This window comes from Nocardioides sp. Soil796 (assembly GCF_001429525.1).
Lineage (GTDB): Bacteria > Actinomycetota > Actinomycetes > Propionibacteriales > Nocardioidaceae > Nocardioides.
Genome location: NZ_LMSQ01000019.1, coordinates 270,219 through 291,080, shown reverse-complemented (window position 1 = coordinate 291,080; position 20,862 = coordinate 270,219). Strand labels below are relative to the sequence as shown.

The 20,862-nt window shown below is 69.8% G+C and carries 18 protein-coding genes; 11 read left to right on the top strand and 7 right to left on the bottom strand.

Features of this window, described 5'->3' with window-relative positions; translation table 11 throughout:
• Positions 1 to 34: 34 nt before the first annotated feature.
• Together ASH02_RS18630 and ASH02_RS18625 are read right to left on the bottom strand one after the other, a co-directional pair.
• Positions 35 to 1,462, bottom strand: coding sequence for a sensor histidine kinase (locus tag ASH02_RS18630; RefSeq protein ID WP_057295256.1), 1,428 nt, complete (start codon positions 1,460 to 1,462; stop codon positions 35 to 37).
• Complete coding sequence (locus ASH02_RS18625; protein ID WP_057295255.1) at positions 1,459 to 2,166, bottom strand: response regulator transcription factor; 708 nt, start codon at positions 2,164 to 2,166, stop codon at positions 1,459 to 1,461. Before ASH02_RS18625 ends, ASH02_RS18630 begins: the two co-directional genes overlap by 4 nt.
• Before the next feature lie 192 nt (positions 2,167 to 2,358).
• Here ASH02_RS18625 and ASH02_RS26195 point away from each other — a divergent pair, with 192 nt between their 5' ends.
• The 7 genes from ASH02_RS26195 (at position 2,359) to ASH02_RS18590 (ending at position 10,800) form a co-directional block, all read left to right on the top strand.
• Positions 2,359 to 2,754 (top strand): hypothetical protein, encoded by a 396-nt coding sequence (locus tag ASH02_RS26195; protein ID WP_057295254.1) that lies wholly within the window; start codon positions 2,359 to 2,361, stop codon positions 2,752 to 2,754.
• Positions 2,755 to 2,945: 191 nt separating this feature from the next.
• A complete protein-coding gene (locus ASH02_RS18615; RefSeq protein ID WP_056685814.1) occupies positions 2,946 to 3,491 on the top strand; it encodes a SigE family RNA polymerase sigma factor in 546 nt (181 codons plus the stop codon).
• Entirely contained in the window at positions 3,488 to 4,642 is a 1,155-nt protein-coding gene (locus ASH02_RS18610) for a hypothetical protein (protein WP_057295253.1), read from the top strand. The genes ASH02_RS18615 and ASH02_RS18610 overlap by 4 nt, the downstream gene beginning before the upstream one ends.
• A 77-nt stretch (positions 4,643 to 4,719) precedes the next feature.
• Entirely contained in the window at positions 4,720 to 8,583 is a 3,864-nt protein-coding gene (gene hrpA, locus ASH02_RS18605; protein WP_057295252.1) for an ATP-dependent RNA helicase HrpA, read from the top strand.
• 129 nt (positions 8,584 to 8,712) lie between these two features.
• Positions 8,713 to 9,300, top strand: a complete 588-nt coding sequence (locus ASH02_RS18600) for a hypothetical protein (protein ID WP_235532637.1) — start codon at positions 8,713 to 8,715, stop codon at positions 9,298 to 9,300.
• Between the two features lie 238 nt (positions 9,301 to 9,538).
• On the top strand, positions 9,539 to 9,925 hold the full coding sequence (locus ASH02_RS26705) for a type II toxin-antitoxin system PemK/MazF family toxin (RefSeq protein ID WP_056892030.1): 387 nt from the start codon (positions 9,539 to 9,541) through the stop codon (positions 9,923 to 9,925).
• 11 nt (positions 9,926 to 9,936) lie between these two features.
• Positions 9,937 to 10,800, top strand: a complete 864-nt coding sequence (locus ASH02_RS18590) for an aldo/keto reductase (protein WP_057295251.1) — start codon at positions 9,937 to 9,939, stop codon at positions 10,798 to 10,800.
• A gap of 14 nt (positions 10,801 to 10,814) precedes the next feature.
• Here the strand turns inward: ASH02_RS18590 and ASH02_RS18585 are convergent, their stop codons facing one another.
• Positions 10,815 to 11,594 (bottom strand): hypothetical protein, encoded by a 780-nt coding sequence (locus ASH02_RS18585; protein WP_156388814.1) that lies wholly within the window; start codon positions 11,592 to 11,594, stop codon positions 10,815 to 10,817.
• A 100-nt stretch (positions 11,595 to 11,694) separates the two neighbouring features.
• On the opposite strand from ASH02_RS18585, the gene ASH02_RS18580 reads away from it, so the two are divergent.
• Complete coding sequence (locus tag ASH02_RS18580; RefSeq protein WP_156393725.1) at positions 11,695 to 13,026, top strand: ABC transporter substrate-binding protein; 1,332 nt, start codon at positions 11,695 to 11,697, stop codon at positions 13,024 to 13,026.
• A 48-nt stretch (positions 13,027 to 13,074) separates the two neighbouring features.
• Here ASH02_RS18580 and ASH02_RS18575 read toward each other — a convergent pair whose 3' ends face one another.
• Both ASH02_RS18575 and ASH02_RS18570 read right to left on the bottom strand, forming a co-directional pair.
• Complete coding sequence (locus ASH02_RS18575) at positions 13,075 to 14,412, bottom strand: HRDC domain-containing protein (RefSeq protein ID WP_056892032.1); 1,338 nt, start codon at positions 14,410 to 14,412, stop codon at positions 13,075 to 13,077.
• Positions 14,409 to 15,035, bottom strand: a complete 627-nt coding sequence (locus ASH02_RS18570) for a DUF3000 domain-containing protein (protein WP_056892033.1) — start codon at positions 15,033 to 15,035, stop codon at positions 14,409 to 14,411. Before ASH02_RS18570 ends, ASH02_RS18575 begins: the two co-directional genes overlap by 4 nt.
• A gap of 71 nt (positions 15,036 to 15,106) precedes the next feature.
• Here ASH02_RS18570 and hemE point away from each other — a divergent pair, with 71 nt between their 5' ends.
• The gene (hemE, locus tag ASH02_RS18565) at positions 15,107 to 16,144 is read left to right on the top strand and encodes a uroporphyrinogen decarboxylase (RefSeq protein WP_235539081.1); all 1,038 of its coding nucleotides are present in this window, start codon (positions 15,107 to 15,109) and stop codon (positions 16,142 to 16,144) included.
• Position 16,145: 1 nt separating this feature from the next.
• On the opposite strand, the gene ASH02_RS18560 is transcribed toward hemE, so the two are convergent.
• Positions 16,146 to 17,123: a DUF4349 domain-containing protein gene (locus tag ASH02_RS18560; protein WP_057295250.1), complete on the bottom strand. Its 978-nt coding sequence runs from the start codon at positions 17,121 to 17,123 to the stop codon at positions 16,146 to 16,148.
• A 50-nt stretch (positions 17,124 to 17,173) separates the two neighbouring features.
• Positions 17,174 to 18,082, bottom strand: a complete 909-nt coding sequence (locus ASH02_RS18555) for a LysR family transcriptional regulator (RefSeq protein ID WP_056892035.1) — start codon at positions 18,080 to 18,082, stop codon at positions 17,174 to 17,176.
• A gap of 158 nt (positions 18,083 to 18,240) precedes the next feature.
• Here ASH02_RS18555 and ASH02_RS18550 point away from each other — a divergent pair, with 158 nt between their 5' ends.
• Positions 18,241 to 19,467 carry an acyl-CoA dehydrogenase family protein gene (locus tag ASH02_RS18550; protein WP_057295249.1) on the top strand — a complete coding sequence of 409 codons (1,227 nt, stop codon included), beginning with the start codon at positions 18,241 to 18,243 and terminating at the stop codon, positions 19,465 to 19,467.
• A 120-nt stretch (positions 19,468 to 19,587) separates the two neighbouring features.
• The gene (locus ASH02_RS18545) at positions 19,588 to 20,853 is read left to right on the top strand and encodes an acyl-CoA dehydrogenase family protein (RefSeq protein WP_082620947.1); all 1,266 of its coding nucleotides are present in this window, start codon (positions 19,588 to 19,590) and stop codon (positions 20,851 to 20,853) included.
• Positions 20,854 to 20,862 lie beyond the last annotated feature (9 nt).

The window sequence follows — 20,862 nt, the reverse complement described above, 5'->3', positions numbered from 1 at the left end:
CTCGGCTGGGTCAGCCGTGGGTGGAACCTGTCCCTCACCTGTGAGTCGGGAACCTCAACGTGAACCGGGTCTCGCCGGGCCGGCTGGACAGCTCGACCGTGCCGCCGTGGGCCTCCATGATCGCCTTGACCAGCGAGAGGCCGAGGCCCACGCCGCCCGCGCGGTTGCGGGCCTCGTCGCCGCGGACGAAACGCTCGAACGCGGTGTCGGCCAGCTCCGGCGCGAACCCCGGGCCGTCGTCCATGATCGTGATCTCACCGGGCCGGGCGCGGGCCGTGACCGTCGTGTCGGCGGGGGTGTACTTGCGGGCGTTGGTGAGCAGGTTGGTCACCACCTGGTGCAGCCGCTGCTCGTCGCCCAGCACGGTGACGCTCTCGGCGGGAAGGTCGAGCCGCCACTGATGGGTGGGGGAGAGCACGCGGGCATCGGCCACCGCCTCGAGCAGCAGGCGGGTCAGGTCGACCGGGGCGGAGTCGAGCGGGCGTCCCGAGTCGAGTCGGGCCAGCAGCAGGAGGTCCTCGACCAGCGTGGTCATCCGGCCGGACTCGGCCTCCACCTTGTCGAGCGCGGCGAGCACACCCGCCGCGTCGTCCGGTCGGCGCCGGGCCAGCTCGGCGTACCCCTTGATGGTGGCCAGTGGCGTGCGCAGCTCGTGCGAGGCGTCGCCGACGAACTGGCGGACCTGCTGCTCGCTGCGGTGCCGGGCATCGAGGCTCGACTCCACGTGGGCGAGCAGCGTGTTCAGGGCTGCTCCCACGCGGCCTACCTCGGTGCGCTCGTCGGTCAGGTGCTCGGGCACCCGGTCGGTGAGGTCGATCTCGCCGGATGCCAGCGGCTGCTCGGCCACCCGGTGGGCGGTGTCGGCGACGTCGTTGAGTGGCTGCAGCTGCCGGCGTACGACGAAGCTGCCGGCTGTCGCCGCGAGGAGTACGCCGAGCACGGTGGCCAGCATCTCCCACTGCACCAGGTCGCTCAGGGTGCCGTCCACCTCCTCCGTCGTCATCCCGACCAGCACGCGCTCGCCGTCCCTGGTGGTCTTCGCGAGTACGCGGTAGCGGGGCAGGTCGGGCACGTTCAGGGTTTCGGGGGAGTCGTCGGTGATATCGGCGAACGCGGCGAGCTGCTCGTCGGACAGGGTGACGGCCGCACCGAAGGTTGCGCCGTTCACCTCGACGACCACGGTTCCGCGCGTCCACCCGGCCTCGGTGCCCTGCAGGGTGATCGTGCCGAGCGGGGGACCGATTCTTTCCCCGTCGGGGAGGGGGCCCGCAGTCTGGCCGGCCGGGACTCGGGGCGCGTCGGACACGCGGTCCAACGTGGTCCGGATCTCCTTGTCCAGTTGGGCGTTGAGGTTTGCCCGCATCGCCAGCGTCGTCGCCGTGGCGATCAGGATGCTGGTCACCGCGACCAGCAGCACCGCGATGCCGACCAGTCGCCAGGTCAGGCTGCGCCAGCGCATCATGCCGGCTTCAGGACGTAGCCGGCGCCGCGCATGGTGTGGATCATCGGCTCCCGGCCGGCGTCGATCTTCTTGCGCAGGTAGGAGATGTAGAGCTCGACCACGTTGGCCTGGCCGCCGAAGTCGTAGTTCCACACCCGGTCCAGGATCTGCGCCTTGCTCAGCACCCTGCGTGGGTTGCGCATCAGGAAGCGCAGCAGCTCGAACTCCGTCGCGGTCAACGAGACCTCGTCCTTGCCGCGGCGTACCTCGTGGCTGTCCTCGTCGAGGGTGAGGTCGCCGACGGTGAGCACGTTGTCCTGCTGCGCGTTCAGTGCCCCGGCCCGCCGCATCAGGGCACGCAGCCGGGCCACCACCTCCTCGAGGGAGAACGGCTTGGTGACGTAGTCGTCGCCGCCCGCGGTCAGGCCGGCGATGCGGTCCTCGACGGCGTCGCGCGCGGTCAGGAACAGCACCGGTACGTCGGGATCGGTGCCGCGCATCCGTTTGAGCACCTCGAGGCCGTCGAAGTCGGGCAGCATCATGTCGAGCACCACCGCGTCGGGGCGGAAGGCCTTCGACTCGGCCACCGCCTTGCTGCCGGTGTGGGCCTGGCGTACGTCGAATCCCTCGTAGCGCAGCGCCATCGCGAGCAGCTCGGCGATGTTGACCTCGTCGTCGACGACGAGCACGCGCAAGGGGGATCCGTCAGGTCTGGTGAGCTCCATGGTGCCCAACCTCTCGCGCGCCGATGGGCAGAGTCTGTCAGGTTCCTGTGAGCTCCCTGTGAGCGCTCCGACAACCTGCCGGCCTGTCGCTGGTTGAGGAGGTTGCGCAGCAACCGTCTCGAAACCACCGACACAGGTTGGCTTCATCGCCCACACAGCCTCCGCACAGGTGCCCGGCGCACGCTCGGAGACATGACTGACGAGAACCAGAACCCCGATGTGTCCGGGTCGGCCGCCGTACCCGCCGAGCGGAGGCCGTGGAACGACCGCGTGCTCGGCTACCGGGGCGTGGCGGCGGTGGCCCTGGCCAGCGTGATCCTCGGTGGCGCGGGCGGTGCGGCGCTCGGTGCGATCAGCAACGGATCCGACGACGGACGCGGAGGGATGCGCGGTCCGGGCGGCAATGGCCCCGGCACCTTCCAGCAGATGCCCGGCAAGAACGGCCAGGGCAGCCAGAACGGCCAGGGCAGCCAGGACGGCCAGAACCAACGGAACCAGCAGGGCACCGGGCAGGATGACGGGTCCGACCGGCTGGCACCGCCCGATCAGACCCAGGACTCCGGCGGCCAGGACAGCACCGACTCCTGAGCGGCACATCCGGCACCGATTCCGACGCCGATTCCGACGCCGAACCGTGCCGGATGTGCCTCTCGGCGGGCCCGGGCCGAGTCGTTGCCAGCCCCCACACCTGAAAAGAGGCAGGATCTCTCGCGATCCACCCAACCGATGTGGCCTGCGCTCGGTCATAGGGGTGACAACGTTCGACGGGGAGGACGGGGATGACCTCGAGCAAGGCGCGGCGCGACGCGGAGTTCAGCGACTTCGTGGCCAGCCGACGTGACCGCCTGCGCCGGTTGGCGTACCTGCTGTGCGGTGATGACAGTCGGGCCGAGGACATCGTGCAGGCCGCGCTCACCAAGGTCTACGTCGCGTGGTCGCGGGTGCGCAGGGCCGACTCGGTCGACGCCTACGTACGGCGGGCCGTGGTCAACGCCCACCTGACCGAAGTGACCCGCCCCTGGCAGCGGGAGCGCCCGGGGCTCGAGCCCGAGACCGAGGCCGGGTCGCGCTCGGAGTCCAGGACCGGGGTCGGCGCCGAGCGTGAGTCCGACGACGACCTCTGGACGGCGCTGGGTGCGCTACCACCAGGACAACGTCGCGTCGTGGTGCTGCGTCACTACTGGGGAATGTCGGTCGACGAGACCGCGGCCGACCTGGGCATCAGCGCCGGCACGGTCAAGAGCCAGACCTCTGACGCCCTGGCCCGATTGCGGGTCACCCTGACGCCGGAGCGTTCCGATGAGCGAGAGGCAGAGCTGCCATGAACATCGACGAGCTCGAGGGCCGGCTCGACCGCCTCTCCGACCCGGTCGGCCAGATCGGGGTCGCCCCCGCAGACGACGTACGACGCGGGCACAAGGCACTGCGTCGGCACCGGACGGCGCAGGTCGGGGCCGTGGCCGTTGCCGTCGCGATCGTGGGCACCGGCACGGCACTTCTCGTCGGTCGCGACGACCCGCAGCCGGCGGGCACCGCGTCGGTGCTCGAACCGCTCACCTGGGACTCACTTCAACCGGGCTACGTCAATTCGGTGTTTCCCGGCGATCGCCCGTTGCAGGTTGAGCTCGACGCAAACTCGGTGCCGCTGCTGCACGAGGTGATCAACGACCTTGATCCACACGGCGAGCACGTCCGACCGCCCGGCTCGTCGACGGAGTCCACGGTCAAGGCTGGTGTGCCTGTTCATGTGGTGCCGGCGTTCGGCTGGGACGGCGCCACCGACGACGTCTGGTTCCGGCTCAGTGCCTCGAAGGCCGCAGCCAGGAAAGAGATTCCTTGGTTCTGCGCAGATGGCGGTTGCCAGGAGAAGACCGTCGCCGGACAGCGGGTGACGATCAGCGACGACGCAGCGCCCATCTGGGGGTTCCGGCAAGAAGACGGCGAATACGTCATGTTCGAACCGGGTTTCCTGCCCGACGCGATCAGCCCCGCGAGGTTCGTCGAGGCGCTTGCTGATCTCGACCTTCCCGACCAGGATCTGACGCCGCAGAAGCCCTTGACCTCCGCGGAGTCGCGGGCCCTGAAGATCACCAGAGATCATCTCGAAGTCGACGGTGCCGCTCTGAGGGGCCTTGAGGTCGACGACGGTGAACTGGTCGGCCGCCTGGTCCGCGGCGACGTCTCCACCACGGTCGGTGTCGGATTCGTCGCGCGGCGGTCGATCTCTTCCGAGGACGACTCCTCGTGCAACCCCGAGGACTACACGACCTGCGGCGACCGCACGGTGGGCGGCCACAAGGTGCACCTCATGTGGGAGTACGCCGCCGAGGGCGCCAACGTCGTGGTGCAGTTCAACGGCACGAAACAACGGGTCTGGGTCCGGGTTCCCTATTCGGGCAGGCCCGGCACCGGCGCACCCGTGATCAAGATGGAGGCCCTGGCAGGCCTGCTCACCGATCACCGCTGGCAGCGGTGAGACCCGAAGCACTCAGTTCATGCCCGAACCGGATCTCGAGCAAGGCGCCGGGAAACCCGGTGGCGTCGACCGGGATAATGGTCGACGTTGTGCAGCCAGACCTGAAGATCACCTACCCCGACCTCCCCGTCAGCGACCGTCGCGAGGACATCGCTGCGGCCATTCGCGACCACCAGGTGGTGATCGTGGCCGGCGAGACCGGCTCCGGGAAGACCACCCAGCTGCCCAAGATCTGCCTCGAGCTGGGCCGTGGTCTGGGCGGCCGCGAGGGCAAGCTGATCGGGCACACCCAGCCCCGGCGGATCGCCGCGCGTTCGGTGGCCGAGCGCATCGCCGAAGAGCTCGGCACCGAGCTCGGTGACGTGATCGGCTACCAGGTCAGGTTCACCGACCGCACCAGCCGGGACAGCCGGGTGAAGCTGATGACCGACGGCATCCTGCTCGCCGAGCTCCAGCGCGACAGGAAGCTGTTGAAGTACGACACCCTCATCATCGACGAGGCCCACGAGCGCAGCCTCAACATCGACTTCATCCTCGGCTACCTCAAGCGCCTGCTGCCCAAGCGCCCCGACCTCAAGCTGATCATCACCTCGGCGACGATCGACCCCGAGCGCTTCGCGAAGCACTTCGGACTCGATTCCGGTGGTCGAGTAGCGAGCGCCAGCGAGCGTATCGAGACCCCCGCGCCGATCATCGAGGTCTCCGGCCGTACCTACCCCGTCGAGGTGCGCTACCGGCCGCTGATCCAGGCGGGCACGACCGACGAGGACGGCGTCGACGACGAGGGCGAGGTCGTCGTACGCGACCAGACCGAGGCGATCGTCGAGGCGGTCAAGGAGCTCTCCGCCGAGGGCCCCGGCGACATCCTGGTCTTCCTGCCGGGCGAGCGCGAGATCCGCGACACCGCCGACGTGCTGGGCGACCTCAACCTCCGCGACAGGCTCGAGGTCGTGCCGCTCTACTCGCGGCTCTCCTCCGCCGAGCAGCACCGGGTCTTCGAGGCGCCCAGGTCGGGCCGCGGGCGCCGCGTCGTACTCGCCACCAACGTCGCCGAGACCTCGCTGACCGTGCCCGGCATCCGCTACGTCGTCGACTCCGGCGTCGCCCGCATCTCCAGGTTCTCGGTGCGCACGAAGGTTCAGCGGCTGCCGATCGAGGCGATCAGCCAGGCCTCAGCCAACCAGCGCTCAGGCCGCTGCGGTCGTGTCGCAGCGGGTGTGGCGATCCGGCTCTACTCCGAGGAGGACTTCGAGGCGCGTCCCGAGTTCACCGAGCCCGAGATCCTGCGCACCAACCTGGCCTCGGTGATCCTCCAGATGACCTCGCTCGGCCTGGGTGAGGTCGGCCGCTTCCCGTTCGTCGAGCCGCCCGACAAGCGCAACGTGCAGGCCGGCACCCAGCTTCTCGAAGAGCTCGGCGCCGTGACCGGCCCCAAGCTGACCAGGCTGGGCGGACGCCTGGCCAGACTGCCGATCGATCCGCGCCTGGGTCGGATGATCCTCGAGGCCGAAAGACTCGGCTGCGTGCGCGAGGTGGTCGTCATCGCGGCCGCACTGTCGTTGCAGGACCCGCGCGAGCGTCCGGCCGACCTCCAGGCCCAGGCCGACCAGCAGCACGCCCGCTTCAAGGATCCTGAGTCCGACTTCATGTCGTGGCTCAACCTCTGGCGCTATCTCAAGAAGCAGCAGAAGGACCTGTCGTCCAGCGCGTTCCGCCGCATGTGCAAGAAGGAGTTCCTCAACTACCTGCGCGTGCGCGAATGGCAGGACTTCGAGTCCCAGTTGCGCCAGGTGTGCAGGGAGATGGGTCTCGATACGCTCGCTGGCGCTCGCCACTCGACCACCGAAAAAGACTCGACTGCCGATACTCCCGACTCCGACGGCATCCACCAGGCCCTGCTCTCCGGGCTGCTCTCGCACATCGGTGCGTTGGAAGAACGCGACACGAAGTCGAGTGCCGGACGTCGTCCGATGCGCGAGTACCTCGGTGCCCGCGGTGCCCGCTTCGCGATCTTCCCCGGCTCCGGCCTGGCCCGGAAGAACCCGCAGTTCCTGATGGCCGCCGAGCTCGTCGAGACCAGCCGGTTGTGGGCCCGGCAGAACGCCGCGATCAACCCTGAGTGGGCCGAACGCCTTGGCGCCCACCTGGTCAAGCGCAACTACTCCGAGCCGCACTGGTCGGCCAAGCGGGCCGCCGTGATGGCCCGCGAGCGGGTCCTGTTGTACGGCGTACCGCTCGTCGCTGATCGACTGATCAACTATGGCAACGTCGACCGCGAGCTGGCCCGCGAGCTCTTCATCCGGCACGCCTTGGTCTATGGCGAGTGGTCGACGCACCACAAGTTCTACGCGAAGAACCTGGCCCTGCTGAAGGAGGCCGAGGAGCTCGAGCACCGCGCCCGTCGCCGCGACATCGTGGTCGACGAGCACACGCTGTTCGACTTCTATGACGCGCGGATCGGCGCCGACGTGGTCAGCGGCGCGCACTTCGACACCTGGTGGAAGAAGGAGCGGCAGCGCAACGGAAACCTGCTCACCTTCGACCCACGCATGCTCACCCACGACACGGCCGACGAGGTGCAGGCCGACGACTACCCCGAGCTGTGGCACGCCGAGGGCCTGACGTTCGACATCGGCTACCACTTCGAGCCCGGCTCGGTCGACGACGGCCTGACCATCGATGTCCCGGTGGCCACCCTCAACCGGGTCGAGGCCGACCAGTTCAGCTGGAACGTGCCCGGCCTGCGCGAAGAGCTGGTCACCGCGCTGATCCGTAGCCTTCCGAAGAACCTGCGGGTCAACTTCGTCCCCGCACCCAACAAGGCCCGCGAGTTCCTGGCCGCCGTACCCGCCGGTGACGAACCGCTGCTCGAGGCGCTCGAACGCTGGTTCCGCGCCACCACGGGCGTGGTCGTGCCCCGCGACGCGTGGGACTGGGACAAGGTCCCCGAGCACCTGCGGCCGACGTTCCGCGTGGTCGACGAGTCGGGTCGCGAGCAGGCCCGTGGCAAGGACCTCGAGGCGCTCAAGGAACCGCTGCTCCCGAAGTTCGCGGCCGCGATGGCCGAGGTCGCCGCCGACTCGGGGATCACCGTCACCGGCCAGACCTCCTGGACCTTCGGCGTCATCGAGTCGTCGTTCACCCAGGTGCGCGCCGGCCACGAGGTGCGCGGCTACCCGGCGCTGGTCGACGAGGGTTCGACCGTGGGCCTGCAGGTCTTCGGCTCCGCCGACGAGCAGGAGGCCCGGCACCGCCTCGGCGTACGCCGCCTGTTGCTGCTCGGCACCCCGTCGCCGGTCAAGGAGATCCTCGACTCGCTGGGCAATGCCGAGAAGCTGGCACTGGCCGGGTCGCCGTACCCGAACGTCACCGAGCTGCTCGAGGACTGCCGCGCGGCCGTGCTGCAGCAGGCCATCGACGCCCGACCCCCGGTTCGCACACCGGAGGAGTACGCCGCCCTCGCCGCGGTCGTGGCGACGGACCTGCCCGCCCACGTGCGTGGCGTCATGCACGACGTGTTCCGGGTGCTGGAGGCGTGGCGGCGCACCGACAAGACGCTCAGCGGCCGGGCCGACATGTCCACGCTCTCCGCGATCACGGACATGCGGGCCCAGCTCGACCGGCTGGTGCACCGGGGCTTCGTCGCCGACGCCGGGCTGCCGCAGCTGCGTGAGCTGCCGCGCTACCTCGCCGCGATCGACGTACGACGGGAGCGGCTCGACTCGCAGGTCGCCAAGGACCGGCAGGTGATGGACCAGATGAGCGAGATGCAGAACGCGTGGCTGCACCGCGTGGAGGCGTTGCCCCAGGGGCGCCCGCCGGGTGCTGCGCTGCGCAAGGTGCGCTGGATGCTGGAGGAGTACCGCGTCTCGCTGTGGGCGCAGCACCTCGGCACCGCGCAGACCGTCAGCGACGCCCGGATCCGCAAGGCCCTCGGCTGAACCCCGCCCTGCCCAAGTAACGCGCCGTCCAGGTCACTTTGCACCCCGCCCACCGGGTGCAAAGTGACAGCAGGGGCGCACAAGTGCCGGCGAGCCGTGGGCCGAACGTCTCGTGGGTAATGTGGTCGGGTGACTGAACGCCCGCACCACCGCCCGACCATGCAGACCTCCGACTTCTTCGACGGCATGGTCGGCGGCACTGATCCGGCGCTGGTCTCCGAGGCGGCCGACCGCGCCGCGTTCCTGCTCGTGCGAGGTGCCCGGGACAGCGACGACCGCGAGGTGGCGCAGCGCCTGTTGCGGCTGGCCGAGACCGAGGGACTCGAGACGCTGGCCGACCTGTGGGCCGGTGCGCCGTCCGACTCGCTGGCGGGGTGCCTCTGGCGTCTCTACGTCTTGCGGGCCTGGGTGCACGCCTCGCCGCAGCTGGCGTCGTCCCAGTTCGAGGCCGGACGCGCCGCCGCCCAGGTCGCCCGCGTCGTGGCCGGGGTCGCCGACCCGCCCGGGCCCGACCAGGTCCGCACGATGATCGACACCGTGCTGACCGGCATCTCCGAGAGCGCCTTCGCCGACGTGCTCCTGCGGGCCTCGGCCTTCGCCCGCGTGGTGGCGGTCGGTCGCGCCCACCTGCACAGTCCCGATGCGCGGCAGATGCTGGTGCTCTCCGAACAGCTCGAGACGGCCGCCCATCAGGAGCTGGCCGTCGGCCTGGCCTGATCGCGGTATTCCGGACAACGCGGAAGATCCCGATCATCAGGTGACTGGGATCTTCCGCGCTGTTCAGCAACGTGGTCTGAGTACGCCGGACCGGGAGCGCCTCACGGCGCGTGGCCGCTCTAAGCGGCTAATTTTGGGACCCGGGGCTGCCGCGGTCCGGCGTACTTCGGCAATTGTAATCGCCGCACCAACCATCCGCGGCAACTTCGCCGGTTACCGGGAAGTTAGGGTCGCTCGCATGGACGCGACGTACGCACCGGTCGAGAACGGCGAGCCGGATCCGGGTGAAGTGGTGTGGGCCTGGGTTCCCTACGAGGAGGACGCCAGTCAGGGCAAGGACCGTCCGGTCGTGCTGCTCGGCAAGGACGGCGACACCTGGCTGGCCCTGCAGCTCACCTCCAAGGACCACGACCGCGACGAGGTCCAGGAGGCCGAGGAGGGTCGGTTCTGGATGGACGTCGGCACCGGCGGCTGGGACCGCGAGGGCCGGCCGAGCGAGGTGCGCCTCAACCGTCTCCTGCGGCTTCCCGACAGCGGCCTCCGTCGCGAGGGTGCCGCCCTCGACCGCGAGGTCTTCGAGCGGGTCGTCGAAGGCGCACGGGCCCACGGCACGCTCGACGGGTAGCGTCTGGAGGCATGCAGACACGACAGCTGGGTGACCGCTCCGTCAGTGCCATCGGACTGGGCGGGATGCCGCTGTCCCGCGTCCGCTTCGCGACCGGTGAGCTGCCGCCGCGCGACGAGGCGATCGCGACCGTGCACGCGGCGCTCGAGGTCGGCGTGACGTTCATCGACACCGCCGACTGCTACGCGCCCGACGGCCCCGGGCTGGGCCACAACGAGGAGCTGATCGCCGAGGCGTTGCGCGCCGCCGGCTCACCCGACGTACTCATCGCCACCAAGGGCGGCATCCGCCGCGACGGTGCCGACTGGCCGGTCGACGGGCGACCCGAATGGATCCGCGAGGCCGTGCAGGGCTCGCTCAAGCGGCTCGGCGTCGAGTCGATCGACCTCTACCAGCACCACCGCCCCGACCCGGCGGTGCCGTACGCCGAGACCATCGGCGCCTTCAAGGAGTTGTACGACGACGGGCTGGTGCAGCGCGTCGGGCTGTCCAACGCCGACCCCGACCAGATCAGGGAGGCGCACGGCATCCTCGGTGACGCGCTGGTCAGCGTGCAGAACCAGTACAGCCCCAGCTTCCGCAGCAGCGAGCCGGAGCTGGAGCTCTGCGAGGAGCTCGGGCTGGCGTTCCTGCCGTGGAGCCCGATGGGCGGCATGCGCCACGCGGCCGACCTGGCCGACGACTTCAAGGCGTTCGCCGAGGTGGGGGAGGCCCACGGCGTGAGCCCGCAGCAGGCCTGCATCGCCTGGCTGCTGGCCCGCTCGCCGAGCATCATCCCGATCCCCGGGGCCAGCCGCCCCGCGTCGATCCGCGACACGGCGGAGGCCACCCACCTCGAGCTCAGCGCCGACGAGCTGGCCCGCCTGAACGCCTGACCCGCTCGTGGACGTCAGCCGAGCTTCTCCGCGACCGCGCGGGCGGCCTGCTGGGCCGGCTCCTGGCCGGGCTCGTAGTTGTAGTCCTGGCCCTGGTTGTCGATCAGCACGATCGAGAGGCGTGAGCCGACCCGGTTCACCGCGACGCCGTTGAAGTGGTGGTCCTGGGCGTCCTTCTGACCGAACTGGAGCAGGTAGGTGAACGACTTGCCGGCCGACACCTGCGCGGCCTGCAGCGGGTTGACCTGCTCGACGTCGGCGTTCAGCTGGGCGGCGCAGTCACGGTGCCACCCGCGTAGCACCTGCTCCACCCGCCAGGCCGACTTGTCATCGGCGAAGGTGGCGATCAGCTGGGCGGCGCGCTGGTTGCCGTCGGCCTTGAAGGTGCGGATCCAGGCCTCGTCGGCACCCGAGTCGACCAGCGAGAACTTCGCGCAGTCGCCGAACGGGTCACTGCCTTCGGGCTTCGTTCCGGCGTCGGTCCAGACGGTGATGTCGTTGAGCCCGGGCATCTCGTCGGCGGTGAGGAACAGGTCGTCGACGGGAGAGGTCACCGGAGCCTCGGTCGTCGTACTCGGTGCGGACGAGGCGCTCGACGAGCTCGGCGGTGGGGAGGACTCGGTCTCGGTCGGGGCGCTCTCACTGGGCACGTCGGAGGCCTCGACCGATGCGGTGTCGGAAGGGTCCGCACCCGAGGTGTCGTCGGGGCCCGATTCGCTGCCACAGGAGGTCAGCACCAGCGCGGCGAAGAGACCGACTGCCACGCGGGACAGGGGGCGGGGAAGGGATGCCATGCGGTCAGCGTAGGGGTGAATGCATGTGCTGCAGGTCGACGCTTCGGTGTGTCCCGATATCGTGTCGGGACATGGTGCAGCGAGGAAAGGGCGTTCGGGCGTGAAGACTCGTGCGGCAATGGTGTGTGGAGCGGTTCTGTTGGCGATGCTGGCGGGAGCGTGCGACACCGAGACGGGTGAGCCCCAGCAGGACCCGGTCGGGACCGTGAAGAACCCGGTCAAGCTGAGCTTCATGGCTTATGGAGCCGACGAAGAGGTCGAGGCGATGCAGTCGACCGTCGACCAGTTCAACGTCGACCACCCGACCATGAAGGTGACCCTGCAGCACGCCGCGGACGCCGACGAGGTCATCGACCGACTCAACGCGAAGAACCCTCCGGACGTCTACCTGCTCTCCCAGCGAGACCTGGCCGAGGTGGCCAAGCAGGGCCTCAACCAGCCCCTCGAGGAGCTGCTCGACTCGCGCGGCGTCGACTTCGGCGACTACTACAAGCGCGACGCGATCGACTCGTTCTCCCTCGACAGTCGCCTGCAGTGCATGCCGTACGGCGTCTCGCCGATGGTCATCTACTACAACACCAACCTGATCGACTGGGATGCGATGAAGGAGCAGGGCCTCGACTCCCCGGCCTCGCACGCCGCCTGGACCCTCGACCAGTTCAACGCGGCCGCCGAGTTCGCCGCCAGCCGCCCCGGTGCGAAGGGTGTCTACATCGACCCGACGCTCGAGGGCCTGGCCCCGTTCGTCTACTCCGGTGACGGCCAGCTGTTCGACGACCCGGCCGACCCCACCACGCTGACCCTCTCCGACGACGCGAGCCGTGACGCACTGTCGCGCACGCTGCGGGTGCTGCGCCCGTCGAAGGTGAACCTGACCCCGCGCCAGCTGCGCAAGGAGTCGGCGCTCGACCGCTTCAAGACCGGCAAGCTCGGCATGATCGCTGGCTACCGCAACATGGTGCCCGAGCTGCGCAAGACGCCGAGCCTCAGCTTCGACGTGATGCCGATGCCGGTGCTCGACAGCCAGACGACGGTGGGCGATGTGAGCGGTCTCTGCATCAGCGCTGAACCCTCCAGCGTCTCCGCGGCGGCCGACTTCATCGTCGACATCATCTCGACCGAGGCGGTCGAGCGGGTCGCCGAGGCCGGCTACCTCGTGCCGTCGAACAACGAGGTCGCCGAGGGCGAGGCGTTCCTCCAGCCCGACCAGCTGCCGGCCCACGCCGCGGTCTTCAACCAGACCGTCCGCAACATCGTCCAGCCGCCGCTGCTCGACTCGTGGGACGACCTCGAAGAGGCCGTGCACGCCCCGATCTACAAGCTGTTCTTCAACCGGGTGCTCAACCTCGAGGAGCTGACCGAGGCGATCGACGAGGCCTCCAAGTCGATCCTGGAGAACCAGGACGAACCCTCCGAGACCGCCACCAACTGACCGACAGTCCCCAACGTCTGACCCCTCCCGGGAGCCAGGCGTTGGGGACTATCCGTCGGAGGACGGGGCGTCGGTTGGCGTGTCTGCGTCCTCGGGTTCCTCGTCGGCAGCCAGGATGGCGGCGGTGAGGACCGGCTCGACGAGCCCGATCTGCCACGGCCGCGCGCCGTGACCGGCGAGCTGTTCCTGCACGGCCTGCGCCAGCGCAGCCGGCTCGCGGGTCCCGGGCGGGGTCCAGAGCACGCGTCGCAGCGTGTCGGGGGTCAGCAGGTTCTCCACCGGCAGGTTGTTGGTCTCCGCGAGCGTGGCCATCCCGGCGCGTGCCGCGGTGAGCCGGCGTGCGGCCACCGGGTCCTTGTCGATCCAGGTGCGCGGCACCGGCGGCCCGTCGCCGCGCGGTCCGCGTTGCGGCAGCTCGCTCTCGGACAGCCCGCGGGCCTCGGCCAGCGCGGCCACCCACTGTGAGGAGTAGCGGTCGGCGCCGCGGCCGTGGAAGCCGCTGGTGCCCAGCAGGGCGGCCTTGTCGACGGGCAGTGCCAGCGCGGCGGCGATGATCGCCGAGTCGGGCAGGATGCGGCCGGGCGTGACGTCGCGCTGCTCGGCGATGCGGTTGCGGGTCTCCCAGAGCGCGCGTACGGCGGCCAGCGCGCGACGTCCACGCACCCGGTGCAGCTGCGACGTACGGCGCCAGGGTTCGGCGCGCACGGCCGGGGTGAAGTCGAGTAGGTGGTCGAACTCCTCGCGGGCCCAGCCGGCCTTGCCCGACTCGTCGAGCTCGGAGGCCATCACGGCCCGCAGCTCGATGAGCGGCTCGACGTCGAGTGCGGCGTACTCGAGCCACGACTCGGGCAGCGGGCGCCTCGACCAGTCGGCCGCGGAGTGCTCCTTGCGCAGGTGCATGCCGAGCGTGGTCTCGACGAGGGTGGCCAGCCCGACGCGGGGATAGCCGAGCAGCCGGCCGGCGAGCTCGGTGTCGAAGAGCGACGACGGGCGCAGGCCGACCTCGGCCAGGCAGGCGAGGTCCTGTGTGGCGGCGTGCAGGATCCACTCCACGCCCTCGAGGGCGACCTGCAGGTCGTCGAGGTTGTCGAACGCGATCGGGTCGACCAGTGCGGTGCCCGAGCCCTCGCGCCGCAGCTGGATCAGGTAGGCGCGGGCGGAGTAGCGGTAGCCGGAGGCCCGCTCGGCGTCGATCGCCACCGGCCCGGTGCCTGCGGCGAAGCGGGCCACCACGTCGGCCAGCCCGGCGTCGGTGTCGATCACCGGAGGAAGTCCGTCACGCAGGGTCAGCAGGGGAGCCGGCTCGGGCTCCGGGGCCGCGTCGGTGGTGCCCTCCGGAGCCGCCTCGGCGGAGGCCTCGTCAGGTGTGTCGCCCGGATCGCTCACTGGGCGGGACCGCGCTGGCCGCGACGGCTCGGGATGGCGGTCACTCCCTCGGGCACGGGCTCGAGCCCGACCGCCGTGCAGAGCAGCTCGCCCCACGCCTCGACGTGGGCCGAGACGTCGAAGTTGCCGTTGTCGGGACCGGCCGGCGTCCATGAGGCGCGCACCTCGAGCTGTGCGGTGGCGTCCTCGTCGGCCATCGAGCCGAAGCTCTCGGTCGCGACGCGGGTGACGGTGCCGGAGGGGGCGACGAACTCGGCGCCGTGGGCCTCGAGGGCCTCGGTCAGCCAGGACCAGCCGACTGCTCCGAGCATCGGGTCGGTGACCATCTCGGGGTCGATCTCGGCGCGGGCGTAGGCCACGAAGCGGAACGTGCCCGCCCAGGCGTCGTTGCCGGCCGGGTCGTGCAACAAGATGATGCGCCCGGTGCCGATGTCGGCGTCGTCGACGGTGACGTCTGCGGAGAGTGCGCTGGCGTAGGGAGCGATGCGTTGGGGCGCGGGCATTGACTCACACAGCACCTCGGGACGCAGCCGGGCTGCTCGCATGCTCTCGACCGCAACCCGGAAATCCTCGGGGGGTAGGCCCGCACCCGACCCGGGGTGCGCCTCTTGACGGACCACCATGCCCTCCACAGTAGGGCGAGTCCGAAGGGTCCGTTGTGTGCCACGCCGCCTGACCTGCGAAGATTCGCGGTGTGACTGCCTCCACCGACCTGCACGACTACGCCTTCCTCCGGGCCGCCCGCGGCGAGCCCGTTCCGCACACCCCGGTGTGGTTCATGCGGCAGGCGGGGCGCTCCCTGCCGGAGTACCTCAAGGTCCGCGAGGGCATCGGCATGCTCGAGTCGTGCATGGACGCCGACCTGGTCACCGAGATCACCCTCCAGCCGGTCCGCCGGTACGGCGTCGACGCGGCCATCTTCTTCTCCGACATCGTGCTGCCGCTCAAGGCGGTGGGTGTCGACCTCGACATCTTGCCCGGCATCGGCCCGGTGGTCGCGAAGCCGGTCGAGACGCTGGCCGACGTCGCCGCGATCCCCGACCTCACTCCCGAGCACGTCCCCTTCATCACCAAGGCCGTGCAGAACCTGGTCGCCGAGCTCGGCGCCACTCCACTGATCGGCTTCGCCGGCGCCCCGTTCACGGTGGCGTCCTACTTGGTCGAGGGCGGTCCGTCGAAGGAGCACGCGAAGACCAAGGCGATGATGTTCGGCGCCCCCGACGTGTGGGACGCGCTGATGCGCAAGATCGGTGGCATCGCCGCGGCGTACCTCGAGGTGCAGGTCGAGGCCGGTGCGTCCGCCGTACAGCTCTTCGACTCGTGGGCCGGCGCGCTCACCCCGGGCGACTACCGCGAGCACGTCATGCCGCACTCCGCGAAGGTGCTCGCCGCTGCCGGCGAGCTCGGCGTCCCGCGCATCCACTTCGGCGTCGGTACGTCGAACCTGCTGCCGCTGATGGGTGAGGCCGGCGCCGACGTGGTCGGTGTCGACTGGCGTACGCCGCTCGCGGACGGCATCAGGGCGGTCGGTGACCGGGCCGTCCAGGGCAACCTCGACCCGACCCTGGTCTTCGCACCGACCGACGTGATGACCGCGCGTGCCGCCGAGATCATCGAGGCCGGCCGGGCCGCCAAGGGCCACATCTTCAACCTCGGCCACGGGGTCATCCCCTCGACGAACCCCGACCAGCTGAAGGCGCTGACGGAGTTCGTCCAGGCGTACCCGCTCTGACCTACTCGGCGTTCGCGACCTGCGGGGCGACCTGCTGACGGGTGCGCAGTCGGCGTGCCAGCACCAGCACCGGGTAGCCCAGGATGCCGAGCACCACGGCGAAGGGCAGCAGCGCCCCGACCACCGTGGCGAGGCCGGCACCGACGCCGGTGAGCGCGTGCCACCCGTCGAGCAGGCCGCCGACGAACGCGTTGTGCTCGTCGTCCTTCTTCTCCTTGGCCGCCGCCGCGGTCTGGTGCTCGAGGTGGACCGTGATCGTGGAGAGGCTGGTCTGGTCCTCGAGGTAGGCCTGCTGTGACTTGAGGGAGTCGAGCTCGGCCTGGCGTGAGGTCAGCTGGGCCTCGATCGAGACGATGTCGGCGATGCTCTCGGCCCGGGCCAGCAACAGCTCGATGCGCTTGAGACTCTTCTCCTGGGCGCGGACCCGCACCTCGGTGTCGATCACCTGGGTGGTGACGTCCTCCGAGCCCTGGCTGGAACCGGTGAGCTCGGCGACCTTCTTCAGCTCCTTCATTGCGTCGGCGAACTCCCTCGCCGGCACGCGAACGACCACGCGTGAGCGACGGATGGTGCCGTCGTCCTCGGTCGAGGTCTCCTCCTCGGCGATGGTGCCGCCATGGCTGTCGACCACCTTCTGGAGGTCGAAACGCGCCTTCTCGGTGTCGGGGCTGGCCAGCGAGACGGTGCCGGTGTTGATCATGGCCTTGGTGGCCGGCGCCGGTCGGTTGGCGCCGCCGTTGTCGCGGGTGCCGCCGGCGTCCGAGCCGGAATCGGACTGCGTCTTCAGGGTCGCCTCGCCGTCGCCCTCGCTCGGCGCGTCCTCGGCGGCCAGGCCATCGGCCGCGACCGCATTCCGGCTGGTGTCGCCGGAGGAGCCGGAGTCGTCGGAGGAGTCGGAGTCGCCCGAGGAGCAACCCGTGAGTGCAATCAGTCCGGCGGCCAGCAGGGCCACCGCGAACTTCGTGGGAGAGGTCTTCATGAGGATGGGACGCCCGCGGCGTACCACCGGTTCCCTCGGGCAGGGTGGGCTCAGCTGGCGCGGTGGTACCCGCGGGAGTGCGCGACCAGGCTGGCCTGCAGGTCGCGCACGGCCTGGGGCAGGTGCTCGCCCCGGCGCTGCAGCATCATCAGGGCGACACCGGTGGAGTCGCCGGTGATCGGCCGGTGGGTGATCAGGCCGGCACGTTCCATCGGGTCGCCGATCACGCTGTAGTCGGGCAGCACGGTGACGCCGAGCCCCTCGGCGACCATCACCTTGCCCATCTCGGCCCCGTCGGTGCTGAACGCCACCGGCGGCATGTCGCTGCCGAAGAGCCGGTGCACGAACCGGTGCATCAGGTAGCCGGCGCGCATCACGACGAACTGGTGCTCGCGCAGCTGGCCGACGGTGACTTCGTCGTACGCCGCCAACGGGTGGTCGTGGCGACAGATGAGGACCGGCCGGCCGTGGATCAGCCGGGTGCCGTCGAGGTCGACCGGAACGTCGTCGCCCTCGAGCACGTTGATCAGGCCGAGGTCTAGCGCGCCCTCGGCGAGGCCCTGGTGGATCTCGGCCTGCTGGGTGTTGACCACCTCGACGGTGGTGGCCGGGTTGGCCTGCTGGAAGTCGCGGACGGCCGGCACGAGCAGGGTGGACGTGGCGGCGTTGACCGTGCCCATGCGCACCATCCGGGTGGTGAGGTTCTGGTCGCCGGCGGCGGTGCGCAGGCGGCCGACAGCCTCGAGAACCTCGACCATGTTCTGCAGGAGGTCCCGTCCCTGGCGACTGATCTTCGAGCCCGAGCGGCGTCGGTCGAGGAGGGTGACGCCGAGCTCGCGTTCCAGCTTGCTCACGGCTTCGCTGAGGGCCGGCTGGGAGAGGTGCAGTGACTCACTGGCCTTGCGGAGGGACCCGTGCTGGGTCACTGCCGCGATGTACTGCAGCTGTTCGATCCGCACCCTGTGACTCCTTCTGGACAACCGACCGGTGGAAGGCCGCGCCGCTCACCCCCTCGGAGATTCGCTGACCGGCCGTGCGTGCCTTTTCCTTGCATTCAGAATTGTAGACTAGTTCACTAGACATAATTCAAATTGCGTACCTTCTGAGAGGCGAACACATGTCGATCACCACACCGGCCACCGCCACCTGGGCCGACCCACTGCCCAGCAGCCCCGCGCAGTGGGTGGCTCGTGCCGAAGCCGTGGCCACTCAACTGGCCATCGACGCCGTGGAGCGTGACCGCGCGAACGCCACGCCGCACGCCGAGGTCCAACTGCTGAAGGACTCGGGTCTGGTCACCCTCCTCGGACCGGTCGAGCACGGCGGAGGCGGGCAGGACTGGACCACGGCGAATCGGGTGATTCGGGCGATCTCCGCCGGGGACGGCTCCATCGGCCAGCTGATCGGGTACCACTACCTGTGGTTCTGGGCGGTCCGTCTGGTCGGCACCCCCGAGCAGGTCGCGGCCGTCGAGCAGCAGGCCGTCGAGAACCGGTGGTTCTTCGGTGGTGCGGTCAACCCGCGCGACAGTGATCTGGTCATCACGGAAGTCGACGGCGAGCTCGTCTACAACGGCAAGAAGTCCTTCTCGACCGGTGGGCAGGTCTCCGACGTCACCGTGCTCGAAGGCGTGCTGGACGGCACCGACAACCACGTCTTCGCGATCGTGCCCACCGACCAGGACGGCATCCGCTTCCTGGGCGACTGGGACAACCTCGGCCAACGCCTCACCGAGAGCGGCGGTGTCGAGATCGTCGACGTCCACGTGCCGTGGGAGGCCGCTGCGGGCTACGTCGACCGGGTGTTCCGGCCGAGGGTCTACAACACCTTGAACGTGCCGCTGATCCAGCTGATCTTCGCCAACATCTATGTCGGCATCGCCCAGGGCGCGTTGTCGACCGCGACGACCTACACCCGGGACAAGACTCGCGCCTGGCCCTACGCGACGGACGTGAAGGCCAGTGCTCACGAGGAGTTCTACATCCTCGAGACGTACGGCGACCTGCAGTCCAAGCTGTGGGCCGCGGAGGCGATCACCGAGCGTGCCGCCGTGCTGATCGAGCGGATCAACGCCCACGCCGACACGGTGACTGAGCAGGAGCGCGGTGAGGCGGCCGTCGTGATCGCCGCCGCGAAGCAGGTGGCGATCGACACCGGCCTCGAGGTCACGAACCGCATCTTCGAGGTCACCGGGGCCCGGGCGACCGCGAACTCGGTCGGCCTCGACGTGTTCTGGCGCAACATCCGCACCCACAGCCTCCACGACCCGGTCGCCCACAAGCGCGCCGAGGTCGGACGTCACGCGTTGCTCGGCGAGATCCCCGAGCCGACTTGGTACACGTGATCGGACCGTCCTCCTGAGCTGCGGCCGGACGATCGGCGGGTGCGCTCCCGGCGGTCGTCCGGCCGTTCTCCGTCTCCCGTCCCACCACTACTTCCCTTCACTACCTCCGAGGTGAACCGCATGACCCTGAATGAAACGGCCCTGAACGAAACGGCTCCGCATGAAGGCGCGCTGAACGCGCCGGCGCTGAACACGAAGCTCGCCGAGGTGCGGACGTCGTACCAGCCGCTGTTCGAGAAGATCTCCGGCGGGGTGATCGAGCGCGAGCGCGACGGCACCTTGCCGAGCGAGCAGGTCGACTGGCTGAAGGAGGCCGGGTACGGCGCACTGCGCGTGCCGGTCGAGCATGGCGGGGCCGGGTTGGGCTGGCCCGAGCTCACCCAGCTGTGGATCGACCTGGCCGCGGTCGACAACAACCTGCCGCAGGCCCTGCGAGGTCACTTCGCGTTGGCCGAGGACCGGCTCCACCAGCACGTGATCGGTGTCGACCAGACGACCTGGTTCGCCCGTTTCGTGGCCGGTGAGATCGGTGGGAATGCCTGGTCGGAGGTCGGGTCGACGGCGATCGACACCCAGCAGACCGTGCTCAGCGCCGACGGCGAGGGCTTCCGGCTGAACGGCACGAAGTACTACACGACCGGCACGATCTTCGCCGAGTGGGCCGATGTCTATGCCCTGCGCGAGGACGGCACCTTCGTGATCGCCCTGGTGCGCACCGATGAGCCGGGTTTCAGCGTCACTGACGACTGGGACGGCTTCGGGCAGCGGGGGACCGGCAGTGGCACGGCCATCTTCGACAACGTGTGGGTCGAGGCGGCAAACGTGCTGGTCTTCTCCGAGCGCTTCCCCTACCAGACCGCGGTCTATCAGCTGAACCTCCTTGCCACGCTGAGCGGCATCGGCCGGGCGGCGCTCCGCGACGCGGTCGCCGAGGTACGACGACGCGAGCGCAACTACTCCCACGCGAACGCGGCCCGCGTGCGTGACGACGCCCAGGTGCTGGCCCGCATCGGGGAGATCTCTGCGGCGGTCTACGCCGCCGAGGCGACCACCCTGCGAGTGGCCGACGCGGTGCAGGCGGCCTTCGAGGCGTCGGGGGCCGAGCATGACCGGGTGCTGGCGATCAACGAGGCGGCCGAGATCGAGTCCGCTGCGGCCCAGGTCGTGGTGACCGACCTGATCCTCAAGGCCACCAGTGACCTCTTCGACACGCTGGGCGCCTCGGCCACCTCTCGGGCCAAGGCGCTCGATCGGCACTGGCGCAACGCTCGGACCGTGTCGTCGCACAACCCGCGCATCCTCAAGGCGCGTGTGGTCGGGGCCTACGAGGTCAACGGCACGCCGCCGCCGTACGCCTGGGCGATCGGGACGACCAAGCGCGACTGACCCACCCGT